Source organism: Spirosoma foliorum (genome assembly GCF_014117325.1).
GTDB lineage: Bacteria > Bacteroidota > Bacteroidia > Cytophagales > Spirosomataceae > Spirosoma > Spirosoma foliorum.
In genome coordinates this window covers 4,613,717-4,636,115 of record NZ_CP059732.1, presented here as the reverse complement: position 1 = coordinate 4,636,115, position 22,399 = coordinate 4,613,717, and the positions used below count along the sequence as shown (strand labels likewise).

The 22,399-nt window shown below is 45.5% G+C and carries 17 protein-coding genes and 1 pseudogene; 7 read left to right on the top strand and 11 right to left on the bottom strand.

Translation table 11 applies throughout. The features are described from left to right. Positions 1-8 precede the first annotated feature (8 nt). The 5 genes from pssA to selD all read right to left on the bottom strand — a co-directional run bounded on the left by pssA (position 9) and on the right by selD (position 4,223). Positions 9-710 (bottom strand): CDP-diacylglycerol--serine O-phosphatidyltransferase, encoded by a 702-nt coding sequence (gene pssA / locus H3H32_RS19695; protein ID WP_374191777.1) that lies wholly within the window; start codon positions 708-710, stop codon positions 9-11. A 68-nt stretch (positions 711-778) separates the two neighbouring features. Next, positions 779-1,432 (bottom strand): MBL fold metallo-hydrolase, encoded by a 654-nt coding sequence (locus H3H32_RS19690; protein ID WP_182457365.1) that lies wholly within the window; start codon positions 1,430-1,432, stop codon positions 779-781. Between the two features lie 80 nt (positions 1,433-1,512). Then, positions 1,513-2,214 (bottom strand): SAM-dependent methyltransferase, encoded by a 702-nt coding sequence (locus tag H3H32_RS19685; RefSeq protein WP_182457364.1) that lies wholly within the window; start codon positions 2,212-2,214, stop codon positions 1,513-1,515. An 89-nt stretch (positions 2,215-2,303) separates the two neighbouring features. Beyond that, entirely contained in the window at positions 2,304-3,074 is a 771-nt protein-coding gene (locus H3H32_RS19680) for an alpha/beta fold hydrolase (protein WP_182457363.1), read from the bottom strand. 96 nt (positions 3,075-3,170) lie between these two features. After that, on the bottom strand, positions 3,171-4,223 hold the full coding sequence (gene selD / locus H3H32_RS19675; protein WP_182457362.1) for a selenide, water dikinase SelD: 1,053 nt from the start codon (positions 4,221-4,223) through the stop codon (positions 3,171-3,173). A 325-nt stretch (positions 4,224-4,548) separates the two neighbouring features. On the opposite strand from selD, the gene H3H32_RS19670 reads away from it, so the two are divergent. The 3 genes from H3H32_RS19670 to H3H32_RS19660 all read left to right on the top strand — a co-directional run bounded on the left by H3H32_RS19670 (position 4,549) and on the right by H3H32_RS19660 (position 10,234). Beyond that, positions 4,549-7,953: a TonB-dependent receptor gene (locus tag H3H32_RS19670; RefSeq protein ID WP_182457361.1), complete on the top strand. Its 3,405-nt coding sequence runs from the start codon at positions 4,549-4,551 to the stop codon at positions 7,951-7,953. 77 nt (positions 7,954-8,030) lie between these two features. Beyond that, on the top strand, positions 8,031-8,897 hold the full coding sequence (locus H3H32_RS19665) for a glycerophosphodiester phosphodiesterase family protein (RefSeq protein ID WP_182457360.1): 867 nt from the start codon (positions 8,031-8,033) through the stop codon (positions 8,895-8,897). A 77-nt stretch (positions 8,898-8,974) separates the two neighbouring features. Further along, entirely contained in the window at positions 8,975-10,234 is a 1,260-nt protein-coding gene (locus H3H32_RS19660) for a ComEC/Rec2 family competence protein (protein WP_182457359.1), read from the top strand. 4 nt (positions 10,235-10,238) lie between these two features. Here H3H32_RS19660 and H3H32_RS19655 read toward each other — a convergent pair whose 3' ends face one another. Further along, entirely contained in the window at positions 10,239-11,234 is a 996-nt protein-coding gene (locus H3H32_RS19655; RefSeq protein ID WP_182457358.1) for a patatin-like phospholipase family protein, read from the bottom strand. Positions 11,235-11,487: 253 nt separating this feature from the next. On the opposite strand from H3H32_RS19655, the gene H3H32_RS19650 reads away from it, so the two are divergent. Then, positions 11,488-12,462, top strand: a complete 975-nt coding sequence (locus H3H32_RS19650; RefSeq protein WP_182457357.1) for a polyprenyl synthetase family protein — start codon at positions 11,488-11,490, stop codon at positions 12,460-12,462. A gap of 71 nt (positions 12,463-12,533) precedes the next feature. On the opposite strand, the gene H3H32_RS19645 is transcribed toward H3H32_RS19650, so the two are convergent. Then, the gene (locus H3H32_RS19645; RefSeq protein WP_182457355.1) at positions 12,534-13,325 is read right to left on the bottom strand and encodes a sterol desaturase family protein; all 792 of its coding nucleotides are present in this window, start codon (positions 13,323-13,325) and stop codon (positions 12,534-12,536) included. 198 nt (positions 13,326-13,523) lie between these two features. On the opposite strand from H3H32_RS19645, the gene pafA reads away from it, so the two are divergent. After that, a complete protein-coding gene (pafA, locus tag H3H32_RS19640; protein WP_182457354.1) occupies positions 13,524-15,176 on the top strand; it encodes an alkaline phosphatase PafA in 1,653 nt (550 codons plus the stop codon). 63 nt (positions 15,177-15,239) lie between these two features. Here pafA and H3H32_RS19635 read toward each other — a convergent pair whose 3' ends face one another. Continuing rightward, positions 15,240-16,004, bottom strand: a complete 765-nt coding sequence (locus tag H3H32_RS19635) for a biotin--[acetyl-CoA-carboxylase] ligase (RefSeq protein ID WP_182457352.1) — start codon at positions 16,002-16,004, stop codon at positions 15,240-15,242. A gap of 103 nt (positions 16,005-16,107) precedes the next feature. Here H3H32_RS19635 and rsfS point away from each other — a divergent pair. Together rsfS and ftsH are read left to right on the top strand one after the other, a co-directional pair. Next, positions 16,108-16,504, top strand: a pseudogene (rsfS, locus tag H3H32_RS19630) (ribosome silencing factor). Positions 16,505-16,642: 138 nt separating this feature from the next. Beyond that, entirely contained in the window at positions 16,643-18,673 is a 2,031-nt protein-coding gene (ftsH, locus tag H3H32_RS19625) for an ATP-dependent zinc metalloprotease FtsH (protein WP_182457350.1), read from the top strand. Between the two features lie 55 nt (positions 18,674-18,728). Here the strand turns inward: ftsH and H3H32_RS19620 are convergent, their stop codons facing one another. The 3 genes from H3H32_RS19620 to H3H32_RS19610 form a co-directional block, all read right to left on the bottom strand. Next, a complete protein-coding gene (locus H3H32_RS19620; RefSeq protein ID WP_182457348.1) occupies positions 18,729-19,220 on the bottom strand; it encodes a metallophosphoesterase family protein in 492 nt (163 codons plus the stop codon). 74 nt (positions 19,221-19,294) lie between these two features. Beyond that, positions 19,295-20,977, bottom strand: a complete 1,683-nt coding sequence (locus H3H32_RS19615; RefSeq protein WP_182457346.1) for a fatty acid--CoA ligase — start codon at positions 20,975-20,977, stop codon at positions 19,295-19,297. Positions 20,978-21,146: 169 nt separating this feature from the next. After that, positions 21,147-22,388, bottom strand: a complete 1,242-nt coding sequence (locus H3H32_RS19610) for a NupC/NupG family nucleoside CNT transporter (protein ID WP_182457344.1) — start codon at positions 22,386-22,388, stop codon at positions 21,147-21,149. Between the last annotated feature and the right edge of the window lie 11 nt (positions 22,389-22,399).

The window sequence follows — 22,399 nt, the reverse complement described above, 5'->3', positions numbered from 1 at the left end:
ATAAGGGTTCACTCTTTTGCTCTTCCGCTCTTTCGCTCTTTAGTAAAAAGTGAAAGAACAATGTAAAGTAAAATAATCAGCGGGATGGCCGCATAATGCAAAAATAACAGGAGCAGAACAGAAGCGATTAGAAAACTGTATTTAATCTGGTTTTCTGCCCAGCCAAAGGTCTTGAATTTGAGTGCGAATAAAGGTACTTCAGACACCATCATAAACGAAAAGGCAATCATCATTCCCAATCCTATATCATTTTTCCAGATCGCATCAAATTGAGGTTGATAGCGTTCCATAAGTGGAAAGGCGGCAATCAACATTGTATTGGCTGGAACTGGTAAGCCGATGAACGATTCGGACTGGCGTGTATCGATGTTGAAATTCGCCAACCGTAGAGCAGCCAGAACAGCGATTAAAAAGGCACCGTAGGAAATTACGTCTAATCCCTGAAACCAGGCAAGTTGAAAGACAATCGTAGCGGGTAAGACCCCAAACGTTACGACATCGGCCAATGAATCCAACTCTTTCCCAAATGGACCGGATACCTTCACTAATCGGGCTACGAATCCATCACCAAAATCTAGAACAGCCGCTAGCATAATTAACCAGGAAGCCGTTTCCAGATGACCGCGCAGGGTCATGACCAGACCAATACAGCCACACAGCAAGTTGCCGCAGGTCATCGCATTGGGTAAGTGTTTGAGTAGTGATTTCAAGATTGAATGATGAATTATGAATGATAAATGATGATGGAGCCACCCATATAATGATGATAAATAATTCATCATTTATCATTTATAATTCCTTTTACATATGGATTTGTTCGCTTTTCCTGGCCAATGGTAGTCGGTTCCATATGGCCCGGATAAACAACATAATCATCAGGTAAGGTAAAAAACTGCGTTCGGATACTGTTGATCAGGTCGCTATGATTACAATACGGAAAATCCGTTCGGCCAACACTGCCCCGAAACAACACATCCCCTCCAAGCACATAACGGTCTGCGTGGTTTACAAAGGCAACATGGCCTGGCGCATGTCCGGGTACAAAGATCACATCCAGAACCGTATTGCCGAACCGAAACTGATCGCCCTCTTTAAGATAAGCATCAATTTCAGAGGGTTCATACCCTCGCAATCCGTATAATGCACAGCGCGTTGGTACGTCATTGTAAATCACCATATCCAGCTCGTGCAAATACGCTTTAACGCCAAACTTGCGCTTAACATACGCAACCCCAAACACATGGTCGAGGTGAGAATGAGTGAGCAGTAGATACTTGATTTTGAGCTTACGGTCGATGATAAACTTTGCCAGCGCTTCCTTTTCAGCCTGTTCGTAACAGCCAGGATCAATGATCACAGCCTCACCAGTAGCATCATCGGATACGACGTAGGTGTTTTCGTGGAATGGAGAGAATTCGAAGGCTTGGATCATAGGTAACGCGGACATCCTGTCCGCTTTCAGGGCATAAAACAGCGGACAGGATGCGAAAACGTTCGTCCGACCGCTTATATTTACAAAAGTAGGAACACGGTTGGTTTTTTACGTAAATCAGGTGCTTGTGATTTCCATTCGCGAATCGTAAGCGTCCGAATAAAGGCATCAGGAGCGGTCAAATTACAAGCTACACACAAGCGCGTGTTGGGCTGACAGTTGGCTAGAATATCGGCAAAAAGGGCATCGTTTCGATACGGCGTTTCCATAAAAATCTGAGTTTGCTGCCGGGTTTGTGCTTCTTTTTCCAGGTGACGTAACGACCGGGCGCGATCCTGCCGATCAATGGGAATATATCCGTGAAATACAAATGATTGGCCACTCATACCAGAACCCATCAGCGCCAGTAAAATAGAGGATGGCCCTACGAGTGGTTCAACTTTCCAGCCTAATGCATGGGCCATACCGACCACTACTGCTCCGGGGTCTGCCACACCAGGGCAACCCGCTTCTGACAGAACGCCAGCGTTCCGTTTACGCTCTGTCAACTCCTGAATCTGGCGTCGGGTATCGGCTGGAGGAGTGTCTTTGTCGAGTTCGAAAAAGGTTGTTTCATCGATCACCCGTGTTGTCTTCAGGCCACTGATAAACCGTCTGGCTGTGCGGATATTCTCCACAAAATAAGCGTCCGTTTTTTCGATAATCCCTTGTATAGGAGGAGGCAACACCTGACTGGCGGTGTCGTCGGCAAGTAGGGTAGGGATGAGGTATAGGGTTGGCATTTTTTGTCATGCTGACGAAGGAAGCATCTTCGGGTGAGCAAACTTTATTTTATACTACCGAAGATGCTTCCTTCGTCAGCATGACAAATTTATCTATGAACAAACTTCATCAACACATCAACAAACTCAACCGGTTTCTCGGCTTGTACCCAATGGCCTGCTCCCTGAATGGTTTCGATTTGGGCATTTGGGAAAATGCGCTTGATCGTTGGAATATCTTCATCCAGAATATAAGGCGATTCGCTACCCCGCATAAATAAGGTTGGTGCAGTAACGATTTGAGGATTTGTCAACTCTTCGCCAATACCATGCAATTCACGTTCGATAACAGGGATATTAATGCGCCAATCAAACCCTCCCTGTTCGTTTCGATACAGGTTTTTAAGCAAAAACTGCCGCACCGGAATCAAGGGTTCATACTGTTGCAAAACGGCATCGGCTTCATTGCGTCCTTTGATACTAGCGAGATCAATGGCTTTCAACCCTTTTATAAGTTGAGCGTGGTGAACCGGGTAAAACTTAGGGGCAATGTCGACAACAACGAGTTTCTGGAAGGTGCCCGGATAGAGCATGGCGTACTGCATAACTGTTTTTCCGCCCATCGAATGACCCACCAGAATTGGATTATCCAGATTTTGGTCGATAAGAAATTCGCGTAAATCGGCAGCCATGCTCTGGTAATCCTGATCGTTGCTTCTGGGGGATTGCCCATGATTTCGCTGATCGAGCGCAAAGACACGGTAGCCGTATGCGGCAATGGTTTTACTGGTAGTCAGCCAATTATCTGATGAGCCAAAAACGCCGTGTAGAATAACGATGGCTGGGCCGGTTTCGCCGGTTTGACGGAAGAATAATTTCATAGAGAGGGAGGAGGGGGAGAAGAGGGAGGAGGGGGAGTAAAAGATATATGCTGCTTTCCTTTCGTCCCTTTACTCCCCCTCCTCCCTTTTCTCCTATTAATTTACATACACAACTTTTTCTCGTTGTTCGACTAACTCGCCGAATGGTTGCAAAGTAAACCGGTTTTCCTGGGCTACGCGTTCAAATTCATCCATACTACCGGGATCAATGGCGATGAGGAGGCCCCCTGACGTTTGTGGATCAGCCAGAATATAGCGCTGTAGTTCGGTTAATTCGCTGATTTTATGTCCATAACTATCCCAGTTACGAATCGTACCACCTGGAAAACTTTTCTGCGCCAGATAGTCTTCAACCATGTCTAGTTTGGGTACTGCATCGAAATCAATGATTGCACTTAGTCCAGATCCTTCGGCCATTTCGGTCAGGTGACCAAGTAAGCCAAAACCTGTTACGTCAGTCAGCGCCTTCACATATGGCAACTTTCCTAAAACGGCTCCGAATTTATTAAGCTGAGCCATTTGAACGGGTGCTATACTGGCGTGCTCAGCTTTCAGAATTCCCTTCTTCTGGGCAGTTGTCAGAATACCAACACCCAGTGGTTTGGTCAAATACAATCGACAGCCTGCTGTTGCCGTGTTATTTTGCTTAAGATGATCAAGCCGAACTTTACCGGTTACGGCCAGGCCGAAAATTGGTTCAGGAGAGTCGATGCTATGGCCCCCTGCGAGTGGGATTCCGGCTTCCAGGCAGATTGCACGAGCGCCTTCGAGCACCTGCCCAGCAACGGCAGGGGGGAGTTTGTCTAACGGCCAGCCCAGAATGGCAATAGCCATAATTGGTTCGCCCCCCATGGCATAGACATCGCTGATCGAATTAGCCGAGGCAATTCGCCCAAAATCGAAAGCGTCATCGACGATGGGCATAAAGAAATCCGTTGTGCTGATAATGGCTTCTCCATTGCCGAGGTCGAGAACAGCTGCGTCATCCCGCGAGTCATTTCCAACCAATAGATTATCGTAACGAGGCTGGAAAGCCGTTGCATTTGTGTGCAGGATTTGGTCCAGGATTTTGGGCGAAATCTTGCAGCCACAACCCGCGCCATGACTGTATTGTGTAAGCTTAAAATCGGACTTGTCGATTGGTTGCATAAGAGGACAAAACTAAGAGAGGATTAAGTTGAGATAGCTACTTTAAACAAACATAATTACACATTTACCACCCAAATGGGTATACAATGTCAACAAAACCGTCTAAAGAATTTTTCCCCTTAACAATATGGTAATGAACATTATAGAACCTAATCATTTTAAAATAAGATTATTTGTAGAATTTTGTCAATACATTTTAATATGGTGGTACTTTTTTAAGAAGCCTTGCTTTTTTGACTTGAAAAAAATAGCATATTTGTCATTAAATTGAGAAAGTATCTGATGGATACAAATCTCATTACCTACTAACAAAACAAACACTTCTATGTCTAAAAAACTACTGCAATTTCGAGTGGCTTTGTTGCTGGTCGGCAGTATGCTACTGGCAGTGCTCAGTGGGAGCGGAGCCATGGCACAGGTAACTACCGCTGTCATTGATGGACAGATAACCGATGACAAAGGCGGAGTTCTGCCTGGCGCTACGGTTGTTGCTATCCACCTACCATCAGGTAGCCGCTACGGTACAACTACAAACGCATCGGGTCGTTATACGATTCCTGGTGTGCGTGTAGGTGGGCCTTTCAAAGTAACTGCCACTTATGTTGGCTTCAAAGATCAGGTGGTAGACGGTGTGTTTACCAACCTGGGTACTTCTGCCGATGTAAGCTTCAAAATGGTTGACAACAGTACTTCTTTAGCAGAAGTTGTTGTTTCGGGTAACCAAGGCGGTATTATCAGCTCTAACCGTACAGGGGCTGCTACAACCTATGGTCGGGAAACGATCAACACGGTGCCAACAATCGGTCGTACCATGACTGATATTACCAAATATAACGCGTATGGTAATGGTCAATCGTTTGGTGGTCAGGACCCTCGTTTCAACAACATCACCATTGATGGTGCCGTATTCAACAACGGTTTCGGTTTAGGTTCTTCGGCTATCGCGGGTGGACGTACCGGTACAACCGCTGTGTCGTTGGATGCTTTAGACGAAATTCAGCTTAACGTAGCGCCTTACGACGTTCGTCAGACAGGCTTCTCGGGTGCTGGTATCAACGCCGTTACTCGTTCTGGTACGAACGATTTTTCGGGATCGGCTTACTACCTGTTCCAGAACAGCAGCTTAGCTGGTAAAAAAGCGGATGGTCGTGATCTGGCTCCAGTAACGATCGATAAGAAAACCTCTGGTTTCCGGTTGGGTGGTCCGATCATTAAAAACAAATTGTTCTTCTTTGTAAACGTAGAACAATTCAAGAGCAGCGTACCTGCTCTGGATTGGGTAGCTAGCCGACCAGGATCAACTGCCGGTAACGTATCGCGTGTAACCGCTGCTGACCTGGAAGACCTGAGCGCATTCATGAAAACGAACTTCAATCGTGATCTAGGCGCTATCGATAACTTCAACAACCAGGTGAAAAGCACAAAAGGTTTGATTCGTCTGGATTGGAACATCAACGACAACAATAAGCTGTCTGTGCGTTATTCTCACCACGATTCTAAGTCAGATCAGGCCATTAGCAACAGTAGCAGTAGCGGCACGGCTGGTAATGGTAACCGTACCGGTTATGCTTCTTCGGGTTATGCTGGTAACCTGGCGCTTTCTCCACAGAATACGGGCTATCAAATTGCTGATAACACCCGCTCGATTGCGGCCGAATTGAACTCTACGTTTGGTGGTAAGTTTGCTAACAAACTGGTTGCTACCTATAACAAACAGATTGAAGACCGGACTTATTTGACGGGTATATTCCCAACCATCGATATTTTGAAAGATGGTACGACTTATACCTCTATCGGTTTCGATCCGTTTACGCCTAACAACAAACTGAACTACTCGACGCTGAACATTACCGACAACTTCAGCTATTTTGCTGGTAAGCACACGCTTACATTCGGTTTGTCGTACGAGAAATATACGTCGAACAACGTATTCTTCCCCGCTTCGAACGGTGTGTATGTGTATAACTCGATTGCCGATTTCAAGACGGCAGCCCTGGCTTCAATTAATAACCCAACAGCTACGACGTCACCAGTACCAGTAAAGCAATATAACCTCCGTTACTCGTTGGTACCAGGGGGTGGTGAGCCATTGCAAACGTTGCACAGAAGTACTTATAGTGCTTATGTGCAGGATGAGTTCCAGGTTAACCCAACCTTCAAACTGACGGCTGGTGTTCGGGCTGATATTTTCGCTTACGATAACTCAACGGCTACTGCATTCAACAACCCACGAGTAGCTAGCCTGACTTATAAAGACGAAAATGGTGCTAATTATTACCTCAATACGGGTGTTTTCCCAAAAGCTCGTCTGTTAATATCTCCTCGTGTTGGTTTTAACTGGGATGTGAAAGGGGATAAAATGACCCAAATTCGTGGAGGAAGTGGCTTATTTGTATCGCGTATTCCTGAAGTATTAGTATCGAACCAGTTGGGTAATAATGGGGTAAATACAGGCGTATTGACTAGATTAAATAGTACAACTGTTGCCTCTGCTACTGATGTTCCCTTCGCTACTGACCCCAGCAAATTGCCTGCCGGTGTCTTGCCCGCGATCAATACAGATGTTATGAGTCTGAGCGGTTATGCTGTTAACGCAACAGATCCGAATCTAAAATATCCTGTGGTCTGGAAAACGAATATTGCTATTGACCAACGTCTGCCCTGGGGCTTGATCGGAACATTGGAAGTGATCTATAACAAGACAATCCAAGCTCTACGTTATATCGATGCTAACTTACAATCACCAACCGGCCAACTTAGCGGTCCTGATACTCGTAGCCGGTACCCAGCATTGGGTGTAACGGGTACAGCAGCTATCAACACAGCTCGTTATATTAACTACCCTTATAATACCAACGCGTTTGTGCTGAAAAACACAAACCAAGGTAGCTCGTACACGTTCACCGCTAAACTTGAGAAACCAACAAGCCGAGGTTTTGGCGGTATGTTGGCTTATACCTACGGTCTGTCGCGTGATTTAATGTCGGTAGGTAGCACTGTAGTTGGTAATACCCCAACGGTTGCTGGTCAGAACTTCCTGACGACTTCGTATGGCGATAACGACCTTCGTCACCGGATTATCGGTTACGTTAACTACCGCCTTAACTATGGTGGTAAATTCGGTGGTTCGACCACGTTTACGCTCGGTGGTTCTTCTACCAGTGGTTACAAACAGTCGTATATTTACGGTAGTGACCTGAACGGTGATGGTCAAATCAACGACCTACTTTACGTTCCTAAATCGGCGTCTGAATTGACATTCGCAGCGCTTACAGTAGGTACAGGTGCAAATGCTGTTACATACTCTCCAGAGCAACAACAGGCTGCTTTCGATGCGTATATCAACAATAACGATTACCTGAAAACACGTCGTGGACAATATGCTGAACGTAATGGTGGCTTTGCTCCATGGTTGAGCCGTTTCGACTTCACTGTAATTCAGGAGTTCTATATCAAAGTTGGTGCAAAAGATATCAAGCACAGCATTCAGTTCCGTGCTGATATCCTGAACGTTGGCAACTTATTGAACAACAAATGGGGTGTAGGCTGGGTTTCTACGACTGCTAACCCATTAGCAATTGCTAGTGTTAGCTCGGCAGGTGTTCCAACCTATCGTCTGGCTACGCAGAATTTGAACGGTCAGACAATTCTGCTGCAAGATTCATGGGTTAAGAGCATTACGATCGATAACGTTTGGCAGGCTCAGCTTGGCGTTCGTTACTCGTTCTAATTTCTTCGCAGTAACATGACAAAATCCCCCGCACAGAAATTGTGACGGGGGATTTTTATTTCTAACAAACCAGAGTTATGAAAACGAACATTTTTCTTTTACTGACACTCCTCACAGCGAGTAAGGGAATGGCCCAATTGGTCAATCGGTTTCACGATACTAAAACTGTCGATGCCTTTTTTAAGTACTCCTCAACTCGAAAACACCCGCTCATATTAGCCCATCGAGGAGGTCCTGGTTCGTCGGATACCGAAAATTCGATCACTACATTCGATAAAACGGCAAAAGTGCTTCCTGATGCTATTATTGAGATGGATGTGCGCATGACGCGCGACAGTGGCTTTGTTTTATTGCATGATGCTACACTGGATCGGGAGTCGGATGCGAAAGGGCCGGTGTCTGAAAAGACATTGGCGGAGTTACGTAAAATTAAACTCAAAACGCTGGCAGGAGAGTTGACCAATCAGTCGATGCCAACGTTTACGGATATCCTGAACTGGAACAAAAACCGCTATATGCTTGCTCTGGATGTGAAGCCGGGAACAGACCCTTTGCGTGTAATGAAAGAAGTGGATAAGCATAAGGCAGTACATTCTGTTTTTGTTATTTGCTACTCATTTGCCGAAGCGCAACGAGTACGGGATAAATATCCTACGCTCTGGTTGGCCGTTGGCGTAAACAGTATGGCCGATCTGGATAAACTAGAAAACCATCCATTGGCTTCGGGCCATTTAATTGCACTTACCCCACAAAAGCTTCAGCCAGCAACGTACTACGAACGCTTACATAAACTTGGTATTCTTGCCTCCGTAGGCACTTATGGGCCTGGGCAATTAGACGAAAAGCCAATGGCAGAAGCTGGCGCTGGTTATCGGGATGTAGTTAAGCAAGGAGGAGATATACTGACCACCGATCGGCCACAGGAAGTAGCTAGCTTATTTTAATAGTTTAAACCTATAAGGTCTGCCAGACCTTATAGGTTTGTAGTTTTGACAGTAAATAATCTACTCCTTATTGCTACATGCCATTCATTCGACTTCTGTTTTTAGGGGTACCATTGCTGTGGATAACGTCTGTCTGGGCACAACAAGTGGGCAAACCCTTGCCCGTTTGGCAGGAAGGGCAACTGGATATTCACCAGATCAATACGGGACAAGGGAACTCCACGCTTATTGTATTGCCAGATGGCACTAGTTTACTGGTAGATGCAGGTGCCATTAACCCGATCAACTGGCGGACAGGCAAGCCACGAAACATACCTGTAAAGCCTACAAATGAGCGTCAGGCTGGGGAATGGATTGCCCGCTATGCTCGCGCCATGTTACGCTTTAACGCTCAACCTGCCATCGATTACGCCATCATCACGCATTTTCATAATGATCATATGGGTTCCCCGCTAAACGTGACAAAGCTGGGAGCGGGAGGCTATGTATTGACAGGTATTACAGAAGTCGCCGAGTATATTCCTATCCGAAAATTATTAGACCGGGGGTGGCCCAGTTACAACTACCCAACTCCGTTTACCAGCGATTCTATGGTTGTTAATTACCGTCGGTTTCTGGATTGGCAAATCCAGCATAAAGGCTTAAAAGTTGAGCGATTTCAGGCAGGCCGAAACGATCAGATTACCTTTGTTGAGCAGCCTAGGCTAAGCAAAAAATATCCGGTAGAAGTTCGGAACATGGCCGTTAATGGCGAAATCTGGACGGGTGTCAAGAATGAGACCTGGTCAGATTTTCCGAGTTTGAGCACTTTACAACCGAAGGATTACCCAAACGAAAATATGTGCAGCATTGCTTACCAGATTCGTTATGGAGACTTTGATTATTTTTCGGGGGGAGATATTCAGGGGGTGCTTCAGTTTGGGTCACCTGCCTGGCACGATGTAGAAACGCCTATTGCCAATGTCGCCGGACCTGTCGATGTTCAATTGATTGATCATCATGGCTACGCTGATTCTGAAAATGGAACGTTGCTGGCTAGTTTGCGACCACGCGTATTGATTCTTCCAGCCTGGGCTTCTTCACACCCAGGACGTGACGTGCTTGAGCGTATGCTATCGAGGCAGAGTTACGCTGGCGAACGTGATGTCTTTGCCACCAACTTACTGGAAGAAGCCAAAACCGCTATTGGCGAGTTACGACAACAACTCAAAAGCGAGGCTGGCCACATTGTTGTTCGGGTTGACCCCGGTGGTAAATCGTACCGAATTTTTGTTCTGGATGACACTAATGAGTCGTTTATCCTGAAAGCTATTCATGGACCTTACCGCTGTCAGTAGCTGATCAGGGCAAAATTGTCTTAGAACCGATCAGGCGCTTCTGCTTCACCATATCGGTTCCGGCCTGATACCCCTGCACAATCATCTTTCCAATATCTTCCGAGGTGAATTTCATCAGATTCAACGACAGAGGTTCGGTAGGACGGATAATGGTTAGGTTGAGATTACGATCATGGAGTTTTTCGCGTTCGGCAAAGCGTTCGGCCCATGCAATATCATTATTGACCAACTGATTGACCGTTATATCTTTCACCCGGTCCATCAAGTTCAACAGGTTTCGGTAGTTGAATTTCTCGTTGTAAATCTTCTTGGCGTGGCAGGCTATGCAGGCTATGTCGTTGGCTCCATCTTCGATAGCGACTCGCAACGGAGCTACTTCTCGCAGACCACCGTCTAAGAACGCCCGCCGATGGTCGCCCCCGATTTGTATGGCAGGCATTAAGAACGGTAGCGAACTGCTCGCATACACATAGTCCAGAAAATTAGGGTCGTGAGCGTCGGCATAATACATATCGCCCTCGATAATGTCGACCGCACCAACTTTCAGCGTTACAGGGCCCGTTTTGATGGCTTCAACATCAACATGACTTCGGATAAGGTTTTGAATCGGCGAATTATCTAACAAACCATCGAATCGACTCATGAGGGTGTTGTACCCCATACGGAACCGAGATCGTATAACCGCCACGTCGCTGGGCTTCGTGATATTCCGAATCCAGAATTCAATTAAATATTTGCCTACTTTTGTCCAGTCAACCTGACCTGTTTCGGCTTGCTGACGGGCTGCTTCATTCGCAATAAACGTAGCGTTGAGGCTCCCAACCGAAATTCCATATAGTTTATTAGGTACAAAGCCTGACTCAAAAAGTGCCATAACGGCTCCAACCTGGAACGCCCCTTTTAGCGATCCTCCTCCTAATACGAGTGCGTGAGTGGTTGAATTGGTTCTGGGCTGAGTAGCGGCTACCTTCGGAACAGTTGGAGTAGGGTTGTTAATCATGCAAAACGATAGTAAATGGCATACCTGACTTGCCGTGCCGGTAAGTTGAGTGTTTTCAAGTAATAAACAAAACGAATTGATGCTCGGATAGTTATGAAAAGGTGGTTAGGTTTTCTGAACGGCTTTTTCGGCGTCTGCGCTTTCCTTACTATAATTGTTAACGAATAGTTAATAGTCGTTAGTCAATAGTTGTCGGTAACAAGTAATAACTGACAACTATTAACTAACGACTATCGACTGAATACCCCATATAATGTCTCTTACCGTCGCTGATATACAGGCCCCGATTGCTGTCGAAATGGAATTATTCGAACAGAAGTTCAGGGGATTGATGAAGAGTGACGTCATGCTGCTCGACCAGATTACGAAGTACATTGTGAAGCGGAAAGGCAAGCAACTTCGCCCGATGTTTGTGTTTCTGATGGCCGGTGTTTGCGGACAGATTAACGAATCGACCTACCGGGGTGCCTCACTCATTGAATTGTGCCATACGGCCTCGCTCGTTCATGACGATGTGGTCGATGAATCGAATTATCGACGCGGCTTTTTTTCCATCAATGCGCTCTGGAAAAATAAAGTAGCTGTACTGGTTGGCGATTACCTGTTGACGCGTGGTTTGTTTCTGGCCGTTGATAATAATGAGCACGATCTGCTTCGTATCGTTACAATGGCCGTTCGCGAACTCAGCGAAGGTGAGCTGCTTCAGATTGAAAAAGCGCGTCGTTTAGATATTACCGAAGCCGTTTACTACGAGATTATTCGTCAGAAAACGGCTTCGCTCATTGCCGCCTGTTGTGCTGTAGGGGCACAGTCGGTGGGTGTCGATAAAGACATGGTGGAAAAGGCTCGCGTTTTCGGTGAAAAAGTTGGGATTGCTTTCCAGATTAAAGATGATTTGTTTGACTACGGTACTGCCGAAGTTGGAAAGCCATTGGGGATCGATATCAAAGAGAAAAAGATGACCTTGCCGCTTATTTATGCGTTAAATAAAGCCGGTTTTCTGGAAAAGCGTCGAATTATCAATATCATCAAGAATGAAAGCGAGAAACCCAAAAAGGTGGATGAGGTGATCACCTTCGTTAAGAATTCCGGCGGGATTGAATACGCAACGCAGGCCATGAACCAATACGTGGCTGAAGCAAAAGCACTATTGAACGCCTTCCCCGATTCAACCTACCGCCAGTCACTGTACCAACTCGTACAGTATACTATAGACCGAAGTAAATAGTATATGCTTAGTAATAGGAGTGAGGAGTGAGAAGTTGCTGACGCAACACAACTATTATCGTCAGCAACTTCTCACTCCTCGCTACTATTCCTCTTTTTCGTTTTCTCCCCAAATAATCGGTGAAAATCGGGGCTTTCGGTTTTCATCCATTTATCCCAAAACGTGAAATAGAGCCCGTAGTTGAACCGGAATTGCGTGTGATGTAAACTATGGTGAGTTGCTCCGATAAGCCAGCGCCCAAACCAGTGATTATTGAAGTTACGGGGATAAATTTCTGTATTCAGGTGATTGACCGCGCTCGATAAGGTCATAATCATGAGGATAAGCCCAACCGCAGAAATATGAAGTGGAATAACAAATGTTAGTGCAGGAATGATAATGGCCTGAAGCGTACTTTCAATAGGATGAAACGAGAAGGCAGTCCAGGGCGAAGTCGTAATACTGTCGTGGTGGGTTTTGTGAACCCATTTATAGACGCCCGGCCGGTGCATCCAGCGGTGTAGCCAATAATAATACGTCTCGTGAATAAACAGAACCAATAGAATACTAACCGGATACCAAAGGAGCGGATAGTCGTGGAGGTGCGTGTAAACAGCAGTATGACCAGCCTGGTAAGCCAGAATCATCCCCATAGCAATAGCGGTGAAGATAATCGACGTCAGTGCCGACCAGCCAATCTCACGCCAATCCTGATCTGGTTTTCGCGGGCGCGTTTGTACGGTCCTTTGCGCAAACTGCTCTTTCCACGACACGTTGAACAGCCACCAGAATGTCAGCGAAAATAGAACGTATCGCCCGAAAATAGCTACGAAAAATAGCAGAGCTGTTAACCAGAATGTAGCGGGTCCGGAAATCTGAATCATGTCAAACAAGAGGATAACTATTAACAGAATCAAAACCAGAATGTTGGAAAAAAAAGTCGCCTGATTATATATACTTGGCAACTCTTGCTGGATTTTTTCGAATCAGAGATCACAAAGGCTTCATTTTTATCCTTTAATCGCCCAACAATTTGTTTTGTACATTTGCCCAAAAGTTACCCAACCCCAACAAACGACCTTATGCGTCTTATTTCTTCCATTTTGTTATCGTCTTTACTAACGGTAACAGCGTTAGCGCAACCTAAAAAAGCGCCGGTAATTGCCCGGTCGCCGTTAGATAAGCCTAAACTCGTTGTCGGAATAGTAGTCGATCAAATGCGTTATGATTACCTCTACCGATACTATTCCAAATTTGGCACGGGTGGTTTTCGACGATTGATGGATCAGGGATTTAATGCCCGAAATAACCATTATCATTATGCCGCTACGTATACGGGGCCTGGTCACGCTGCCATTTATACGGGATCTGCTCCAGCACTCAATGGCATTGTAGGTAATGATTTCTATGAGCGGAATATTGGTCGTTTATTATACTGTGCCGAAGATACGACCGTAACTACAGTAGGTAATACAGGTACAGCGGGTAAAATGTCGCCCCGCAACCTGCTGGTTACTACAATTGGCGATCAGCTCAAGCTGGCTACTGATGGTCGGGCTAAAGTAATTGGTATTGCTCTGAAGGATCGGGGTGCCATTTTGCCCGCCGGACATGCCGCCAACGCTGCCTATTGGTTTGATTCGAAAGATGGTAATTTCATAAGCAGTACATTTTATCAGCAGGAGTTACCGCAATGGGTACAGGCATTTAATGCTCAAAAACTGCCTGAGAAATTCATTAGCCAAAAGTGGGAGACTACGCTTCCCATGAATCAATATACAGAAAGCTCTGCCGATGATAAGCCTTACGAAGCTACAATGCCGGGCGAAGCAAAAGCGGTTTTCCCTCATGAATTTGTTGTTCAGACGGGTAGCAGCAAATATGAAGTATTGCGGACTAGTCCCTATGGCGATCAGATTACGAAAGAATTTGCGTTGGCTGCCATAAAGGGTGAACAACTGGGCAAGCACGATGTAACGGATATGCTTTGCCTCAGCTTTTCATCGCCCGATTATATCGGCCATGCTTTTGGAACACACGCCGTAGAAACAGAAGACAACTACATTCGACTTGATCGTCAACTAGCTGATATTTTTGCTCAGTTGGATGCTACTGTAGGGCAAGGCCAATGGGTAACGTTCCTATCGGCCGATCATGGCGTGGTTGATGCCCCCGGTTTTCTACAGGAGTACCGCATTCCAGCTGGTGTAAAGAGTTATGGAGAAATTGGCGAAACCGTAAAGGCCACGCTCGAAAAAGCCTATGGCCCAGGCCAATGGATGCTGTCCTACATTAACCAGCAGATTTATCTGAATCATGCATTGCTAACCGAGAAGAAGATTGCTATGCAGGATGTTTACGAATTGCTACGAGCGACGTTACTTAAACAAAAGGCGGTTGTCAACGTGGTGAATTTACACAACCTGGGAGCAGAGGCTCTGCCATTATTGCAGGAAAATTTGTTTCGGAATGTGTACCATCCAAATCGGAGCGGTGATTTCTATGTAATGCAACCTCCAGGGTGGATTGAAGGTCGTAACAAGGGTACAACGCATGGTACTACGTACGCTTATGATACCCACGTACCATTCCTGATTTACGGTTGGGGCGTAAAACCGGGCCAAACGCTGCGTCGAACGCATATTCATGATATTGCCCCAACTATTACAGCTCTTCTCGGTCTCCTCGAACCAAATGGCTGCATTGGTAATCCAGTAGAGGAAGCGATTAAGTAATATGTATGATGTATGATGTATGATGTATGATGTATGATGTATTTTTCTACCATGCATCATACATCATACATAAAAGCTTACTTCTTTAAAGTTAAAATACCGCACTTGGCCGGCGGTTGATATGGCCAGACGACCGGTAGCATCTATACCAATGATTGTCCCTCGGAACGAGTAGCCATCGGCTTCGAATGTATGCTCTTCCTGATAGCGATAGAGTATCTGTAGATAGTTGATTTTTAAGGCATCCCGTTGTCCTGCACGCAATTGTAAGTAGCGCTGTTCGAGCGTTTCGCATAAACGGCTAAGTAACCCAGGAAGATCATACGAATTTGGTAGCGGAGCCTGTAGTTGTAACGACGTTGCCGTTGAATAACCAAACTCTGTTTGATTCACATTCAGCCCCATTCCCACAATTGACCACTCGATGTTATAGCCGTGCAGAATATTTTCAATCAGAATTCCGCCCAATTTCTGATCACCGACGTAAATATCATTGGGCCATTTAATCCGTAGCGAATCGCCAACAAGCGGTTGGAGGGCATCGTAAATACCTAGCGAAATAGCGATGTTGAGCCAGAATTGTTCGGTGGCCGCTAAGAAAGATGGCTTAAGAATCAACGAAACGGTTAGATTCTGCCCAGATTTTGCTTCCCATTGATTACCACGTTGTCCGCGTCCAGCAGTTTGGTTGTCGGTTATGACAAGCATGCCCTCACTAGGGTCCGTTTGGGCAATCAAAGCAGCCGCTTCGTCGTTAGTAGACTGACAGCTTGGCAGATATTGGATTATTTGTCCAAGAAAAAGCGTTTTGGGATAGATTTTGTACAAAATATTGTATAGTTTAGTAGTAGAGCTAATGAATGGTGCTTCGGACAATACGTCCTTTAGAGAAAGTACCCGCTGGTTGGCATGACAATGTTAAACTGAAAGCATGAGAATTAACAACAATAAAGAGTTTACCGCTGAGCAAATACGTGATTTTGTTGTTCGCGGAATGCAGGAAAAAAAAGGGCATGACATTGTAGTAATGGACTTGCGCAACGTTAAAAACGCCATCTGCGATTATTTTGTCATTTGTTCGGGTAATTCCGACACGCAGATTGACGCCATCTCAACGTCTATTGAAGAAGAGGTTTATAAAGCCAGTAAACAAGATCCCTGGCATAAAGAAGGTAAATTGAATCGGGAGTGGATTTTGCTGGATTACGTAGACGTTGTTGCCCACGTATTCAAAAAAAGAGCGCCGGTCATTCTACGATCTTGAACAACTGTGGGGAGATGCTGAAATTCATTTGATTGAAGATAATGAACTAACAGTGGCTTCCTAACTTAAGATTAGTTAACTATGGCTTAATTTGGGCCGCTTATAGGCCTGATTAACCGTCTGTCCTAACCGTTTCGAGAAAGAAACATTCAATTGAAAAACGGTGTTACTTGTTGAAAATCTGTTTGCATAACCTGAAGAAATGGCAGAAAATAATAATAGAAATCCGTTAGTACCTCGTGGAGGGCCTCGTAAGCCTAACTTTCAGGGTTGGATTGTTGCATTGCTGATTGCCGCCATTCTCGGCATTACGTTCTTTAACAAAAGTTCGGCCACTCGCGAGACATCGCAAAAGCGGTTTGAAGCTATGGTTAAGGATCACGAGGTAGCCGAAGTAGTGGTCGTAAATGATAAGATTGCGGAAGTTACCCTTACGCAACAAGCTGCACAAAGCCCGAAATACCGGTCTATGTTTACCGAAAAACCTTATTTCGGTAGCGGTCATGGCCCCCATTTCCAATTTCAGATAGCTTCTGGTGAGACCTTTAAGAAGGACCTTGACGCCATGCAGCAAGGCGTACCTGCCAATGAGAAGGTTGAGTATAAATTTGAACAACGTAGTGACTTTGGTAGTATTATCAGCACATGGGGATTCCTGATCGTGATGATACTAGCTATGTACTTTTTGTTGGGTCGAATGTCGGGCGCAGGTGGACCTGGTGGACAGATTTTCAATATCGGCAAGTCGAAAGCTGCTTTGTTCGATGCTGATAATAAGGTAAAAATTACCTTTAACGATGTCGCTGGTCTGGATGAAGCTAAGGAGGAAATCAAAGAAATCGTTGATTACCTGAAGAACCCGACCAAGTTTACCAAACTAGGCGCTAAAATTCCGAAAGGTGCTTTGTTAATCGGCCCTCCGGGTACAGGTAAAACACTCCTGGCGAAAGCTGTTGCTGGTGAAGCTGGTGTTCCCTTCTTCTCGTTGTCAGGTTCTGACTTTGTTGAGATGTTTGTAGGGGTGGGCGCTGCTCGGGTCCGCGACCTCTTTAAACAAGCGAAAGAAAAAGCGCCTTGTATCATCTTTATTGATGAGATCGATGCGGTAGGTCGTTCACGGGGTCGGGGTTCAATGCCCGGCGCAAACGATGAGCGTGAGAATACGTTGAACTCATTACTGGTTGAAATGGATGGTTTCGCTACGGATTCAGGTATTATTATTCTGGCTGCAACAAACCGCCCCGATGTACTTGATTCGGCTTTATCACGTCCAGGTCGTTTCGATCGTCAGATCAGTATCGATAAACCAGATATTATTGGTCGGGAAGCTATTTTCCGGGTGCATTTGAAGCCAATCAAATTGTCGCCAGATGTTGATCCAAGAGAACTGGCTGCTCAAACACCTGGTTTCGCTGGTGCTGAAATTGCTAACGTATGTAACGAAGCTGCCCTGATTGCCGCTCGTAGCGATAAGGAAGCTGTTGATATGAAAGACTTCCAGGATGCGATGGATCGTGTAATTGGTGGTCTGGAAAAGAAAAACAAGATTATCTCACCAGAAGAAAAAGAGATCGTTGCTTACCACGAAGCTGGTCACGCTGTAGCAGGCTGGTTCCTCGAACATGCTGATCCGCTCGTAAAAGTTACGATTGTACCACGCGGAGTAGCTGCTCTTGGTTACGCGCAGTATTTGCCTCGTGAGCAATATCTATATCGCACCGAGCAGCTCATGGACGAAATGTGCATGGCATTAGGTGGTCGGGCTGCTGAAGATTTGATTTTCGGTAAAGTATCGACGGGCGCTCTGAGCGATCTGGAACGAATCACTAAACTGGCCTACAGTATGGTGACGATGTATGGCATGAATGATAAGATCGGGAATGTATCGTTCTACGATTCGAAGCAATCGGACTACGCATTTAACAAGCCGTATTCGGAAGAGACAGCCAAACATATTGACGAAGAAGTTCGTAAGATTGTTGACATCGCCTACAATCGCACGAAGGATCTGCTGACTGATCACCGTGAGGCTTTAGAAATCATTGCTAAGGAATTACTTTCGAAAGAAATTCTGTATCAAAATGATTTGGTACGTCTAATCGGGAAACGTCCATTCGAACGTGAAACCGTCTATCAGGCTTACAAGAACAAAGGTGTAGCTGAGGAAGTTAAAGAAGAAATCGGTAAGGAAGCCAAGCCTGCTGAAACAGAGCCTGAGTCACTGCCGATATAAGTTTCATAACGTAATAAAAAAGGGTTTCCTGAACAGGAAACCCTTTTTTGTTACATTACTTTTTACCTAACTCAATGGCCTGCATATCTAAAATTCGCCCCGAATCGAGCGAGAATCGTACGGCAGTTCGCATAACATGAAAACCTGTTTTGCCAGCCGCTCCTGGATTAATAAACAGCATATTCTTCATCATTGAATCGCGTGTGACTTTGAGAATATGCGAATGTCCACAAATAAAAATATCGGGCGTATTAGCCTGTAGTTGTGGCCGAACTACAGGGTTATATTTGGGTGGAGAGCCGCCAATATGCGTCATCCAGATGCTTAAGTTTTCAAGCTCGAAGCGTTGATTAGCGGGTAAATCGATGCTTTCGCGATCAATATTGCCTGATACAATTCGTAAGGGTTTGAAGGCTCGTAACTGCTCCATGACAACGAGATTCCCTACATCACCCGCATGCCATATTTCGTCACAAGTATCGAAGTGTTTGAAAATTTGCGGGTCCAGATAGCTGTGTGTATCGGATAAAAGACCTATACGTGTCATAATCGTAGCCTGGATGGCCACATCCGGGTTAAGTACACTAGGGATTCTACCCGGACGTGGCCGTCCAGGCTCGATTATGACGCTAAAATTTGTTCTTTCATTTCGCTTCGGATGCGCTTTTTGTCAATTTTACCGACGCTTGTTTTCGGTATTTCCGATACGAATAAAATATGGTCTGGAACGTACCATTTATGAAGTTCACCACAGTCAACCTGAGCTTGTAATTTAGATTTTATCCCTTCGGCAGTGAGGTTATAACCTGGTTTCTGTACAATGAGCGCATGAGGCCGTTCACCCCAACGCGCATCTGGAAGACCAACTACCGCCGATTCAGCTACACCTTCTACCTGCGAGAGCATGTTTTCCATATCCAGTGAAGATACCCATTCACCCCCGGTTTTAATAACATCTTTAGTTCGGTCGGCAATCATAACCCAATAATCGGGGGTGATGCTGGCAACATCCCCAGTATGAAGCCAGCCGCCTTTCCAGAGTTCGGCTCCACGTTCTGGATCGTTATAGTAGCCTTGCGTGAGCCAGGGGCCGCGTGCCACAATTTCGCCGAGTGAATGTCCATCGTGTGGAACAAAATTGCCCTCGTCGTCCATTAATCGCATTTCGATGAAAGGCGAAATGCGGCCTGCTCGTGTGCTTAACTCAATCTGCTCTTCTTTAGATAGCTCTTTTTCCTGTTCATTTAAATACGCAACGGCCATAACGGGGGCTGTTTCTGACATCCCATAACCAGCCATAACCCTAATGCCTAAGTCAGTAGCAGTCTGGGCCAGCCCTTTTGTGAGTGCTGAACCACCAATTAACACTTTCCATCGACTCAGGTTTTCCCGAAACTTCTGAGCCGCGGGATTACTTACTAGCATGTTTAGAATAGTGGGTACGCAATGCGACAGCGTAACTCCTTCTTTAATAAGAAGTTTAAGTAGTAATTCAGGTTCGTAACGACCTGGATAAACCTGTTTTGCCGACATCATCGTTGCCAGGAACGGAAATCCCCACGCATGGACGTGAAACATGGGTGTAATAGGCATATACACATCTGTAGTACCTTTGAACGGCATCGCTTCATACCCAATAATGTAGGCCAGAAGCCCCATGGTATGCATAAATAGCTGACGATGGGAAAAATAAACTCCTTTTGGATTTCCTGTCGTACCTGTGGTATAGAAGGTTGTTGCCCAGGTATTTTCGTCGAAATCAGGAAAGTCATAATCTGATGGTGCCCCTTTTAGCAGGGCTTCGTATTCACCGGAAAAATAGTTCGGTATGTCACTTAAGTCTGTCTGAGAGCCATACACTTTGTCGCTTAGTATAATAAACTTCTCTACCGTTGTAAGCTGATCCTTTATGGCAGCCAGAATCGGTAGGAAATCTTCATGAATCAGGACGATCTTATCTTCGGCATGATTCATTGTATAAAGAATCTGGGCAGGCGACAGACGGACATTTACGGTGTGTAGAATAGCCCCAACACTTGTAACACCAAAGAAGCATTCAAGATACCGATGGCTATCCCAGTCAAGTACGGCCACAGTATCACCAGCTTTAACGTCTAACTCAGCCAATACATTAGCTAGTTGACGAACGCGCTGGTTGAACTCAACATAGTTCATGCGAAACAAATCCCGATATACAATCTCCCGCTGCGGTTCGTATTTGAGCGATTGTGCCAGTAATGATTTTATGAGTAGGGGAGGCTCACTGGCTTCGGCTGTCCGTGGAATCAGTTTTGTCGGAATCATTCTTAACGGGGTTTAGCGGCTATGGTTAATCGTCATTCGTACCACAATAGTAAAACGTCAGGAATCTAAAGTAGAGTTGAATAATGTAAAGAAAAAATAGGAATCAAAAAAAAGCCCGGCTACTGACAAATCAGAGCCGGGCGAAAACATATAGATTAGTTCGGTACAATCAAAGGAGTAATCCGGCTAGTGTAGCCGACATATAACTGGCCAGTGTGCCACAAATCAAGGCTTTAAAACCTAGTTTGGCAAGGTCACTACGTCGTTTGGGGGCTAATTCGCCGATACCACCAACCTGAATCGCAATAGAGCTGAAGTTGGCAAATCCACACAAAGCAAAGCTCACAATAGCAATTGTTTTTGGTTCCAGTGAGGGCTTAAGTTTTATCAGTTCCAGATACGCAACAAATTCATTGACGACCATTTTTGTCCCCATCAGCGATCCTGCGGCCTGAATATCCTTCGCTGGTACGCCCATTGCCCAGGCAAAAACTGAGAAGAATTTACCTAACAGAAAGTTCAGACTTAAGTAATCAATGCCCAAAATATAGAATCCGAAGCGAAAGAATAGGCTGTCGATTAGGGCAATTAGTGCAATAAAGCCAATCAACATGGCAACAACGTTGAAACCTACCTTTAACCCTTCGCTAGCTCCGGCAGCAATGGCATCGAGCAGATTCGCGTATATTTTCTTGATTTCAACCTTCACCGTCCCACGAGTTTCTGAAATCTGTGTTTCGGGCATGACAATCTTACTGATGACCAATGCGCCAGGAGCGGCCATAATACTGGCGGCTAATAGATAGGGAGCTGGTACACCCAGCGAAATATAAACCGCTAACACACCACCGGCTATGCAGGCAAACGAACCCGTCATGCTGGCAAGCAACTCAGAGTTTGTCATGCCATTTAGGTAGGGCTTAATCATAATCTGCGCTTCAACCTGACCAACAAATGTACTAGCTACGTTAGAGAGCGCTTCGGCACCACTTACCCCCATGAGCCATTTCATAGCACGCGCCATAACCGCCACGATGCGCTGCATAATGCCCAAATGGTAGAAAATATTGACAAGAACCGCAACGAAAATAATTGTTGGAATAATCTTGAAGAAGAAAATGAAGTCGTTACCGGGGCCAAAGACTTTAACTAATACATCCGTTTTGACGAGTGAAGAAAAAACGAATTCAGCACCAATACTAGCTTTTTGCAAAAGCCGGTCAACATAATAGCCAAGCTTTTGAAAAAGGAGTTGGCCGATGTCGGTTTTTAACACAAATAAGGCCAATCCAAATTGAAGGGCTAATCCTACACCAACAGTACGATAATTAATAGCTTTTCGGTTATCAGAGAGGGCATAGGCGATGCCCAGAATTAAAACGATGCCAATCAGGCCGGTAAAACGATCCATTCAGTGATGAT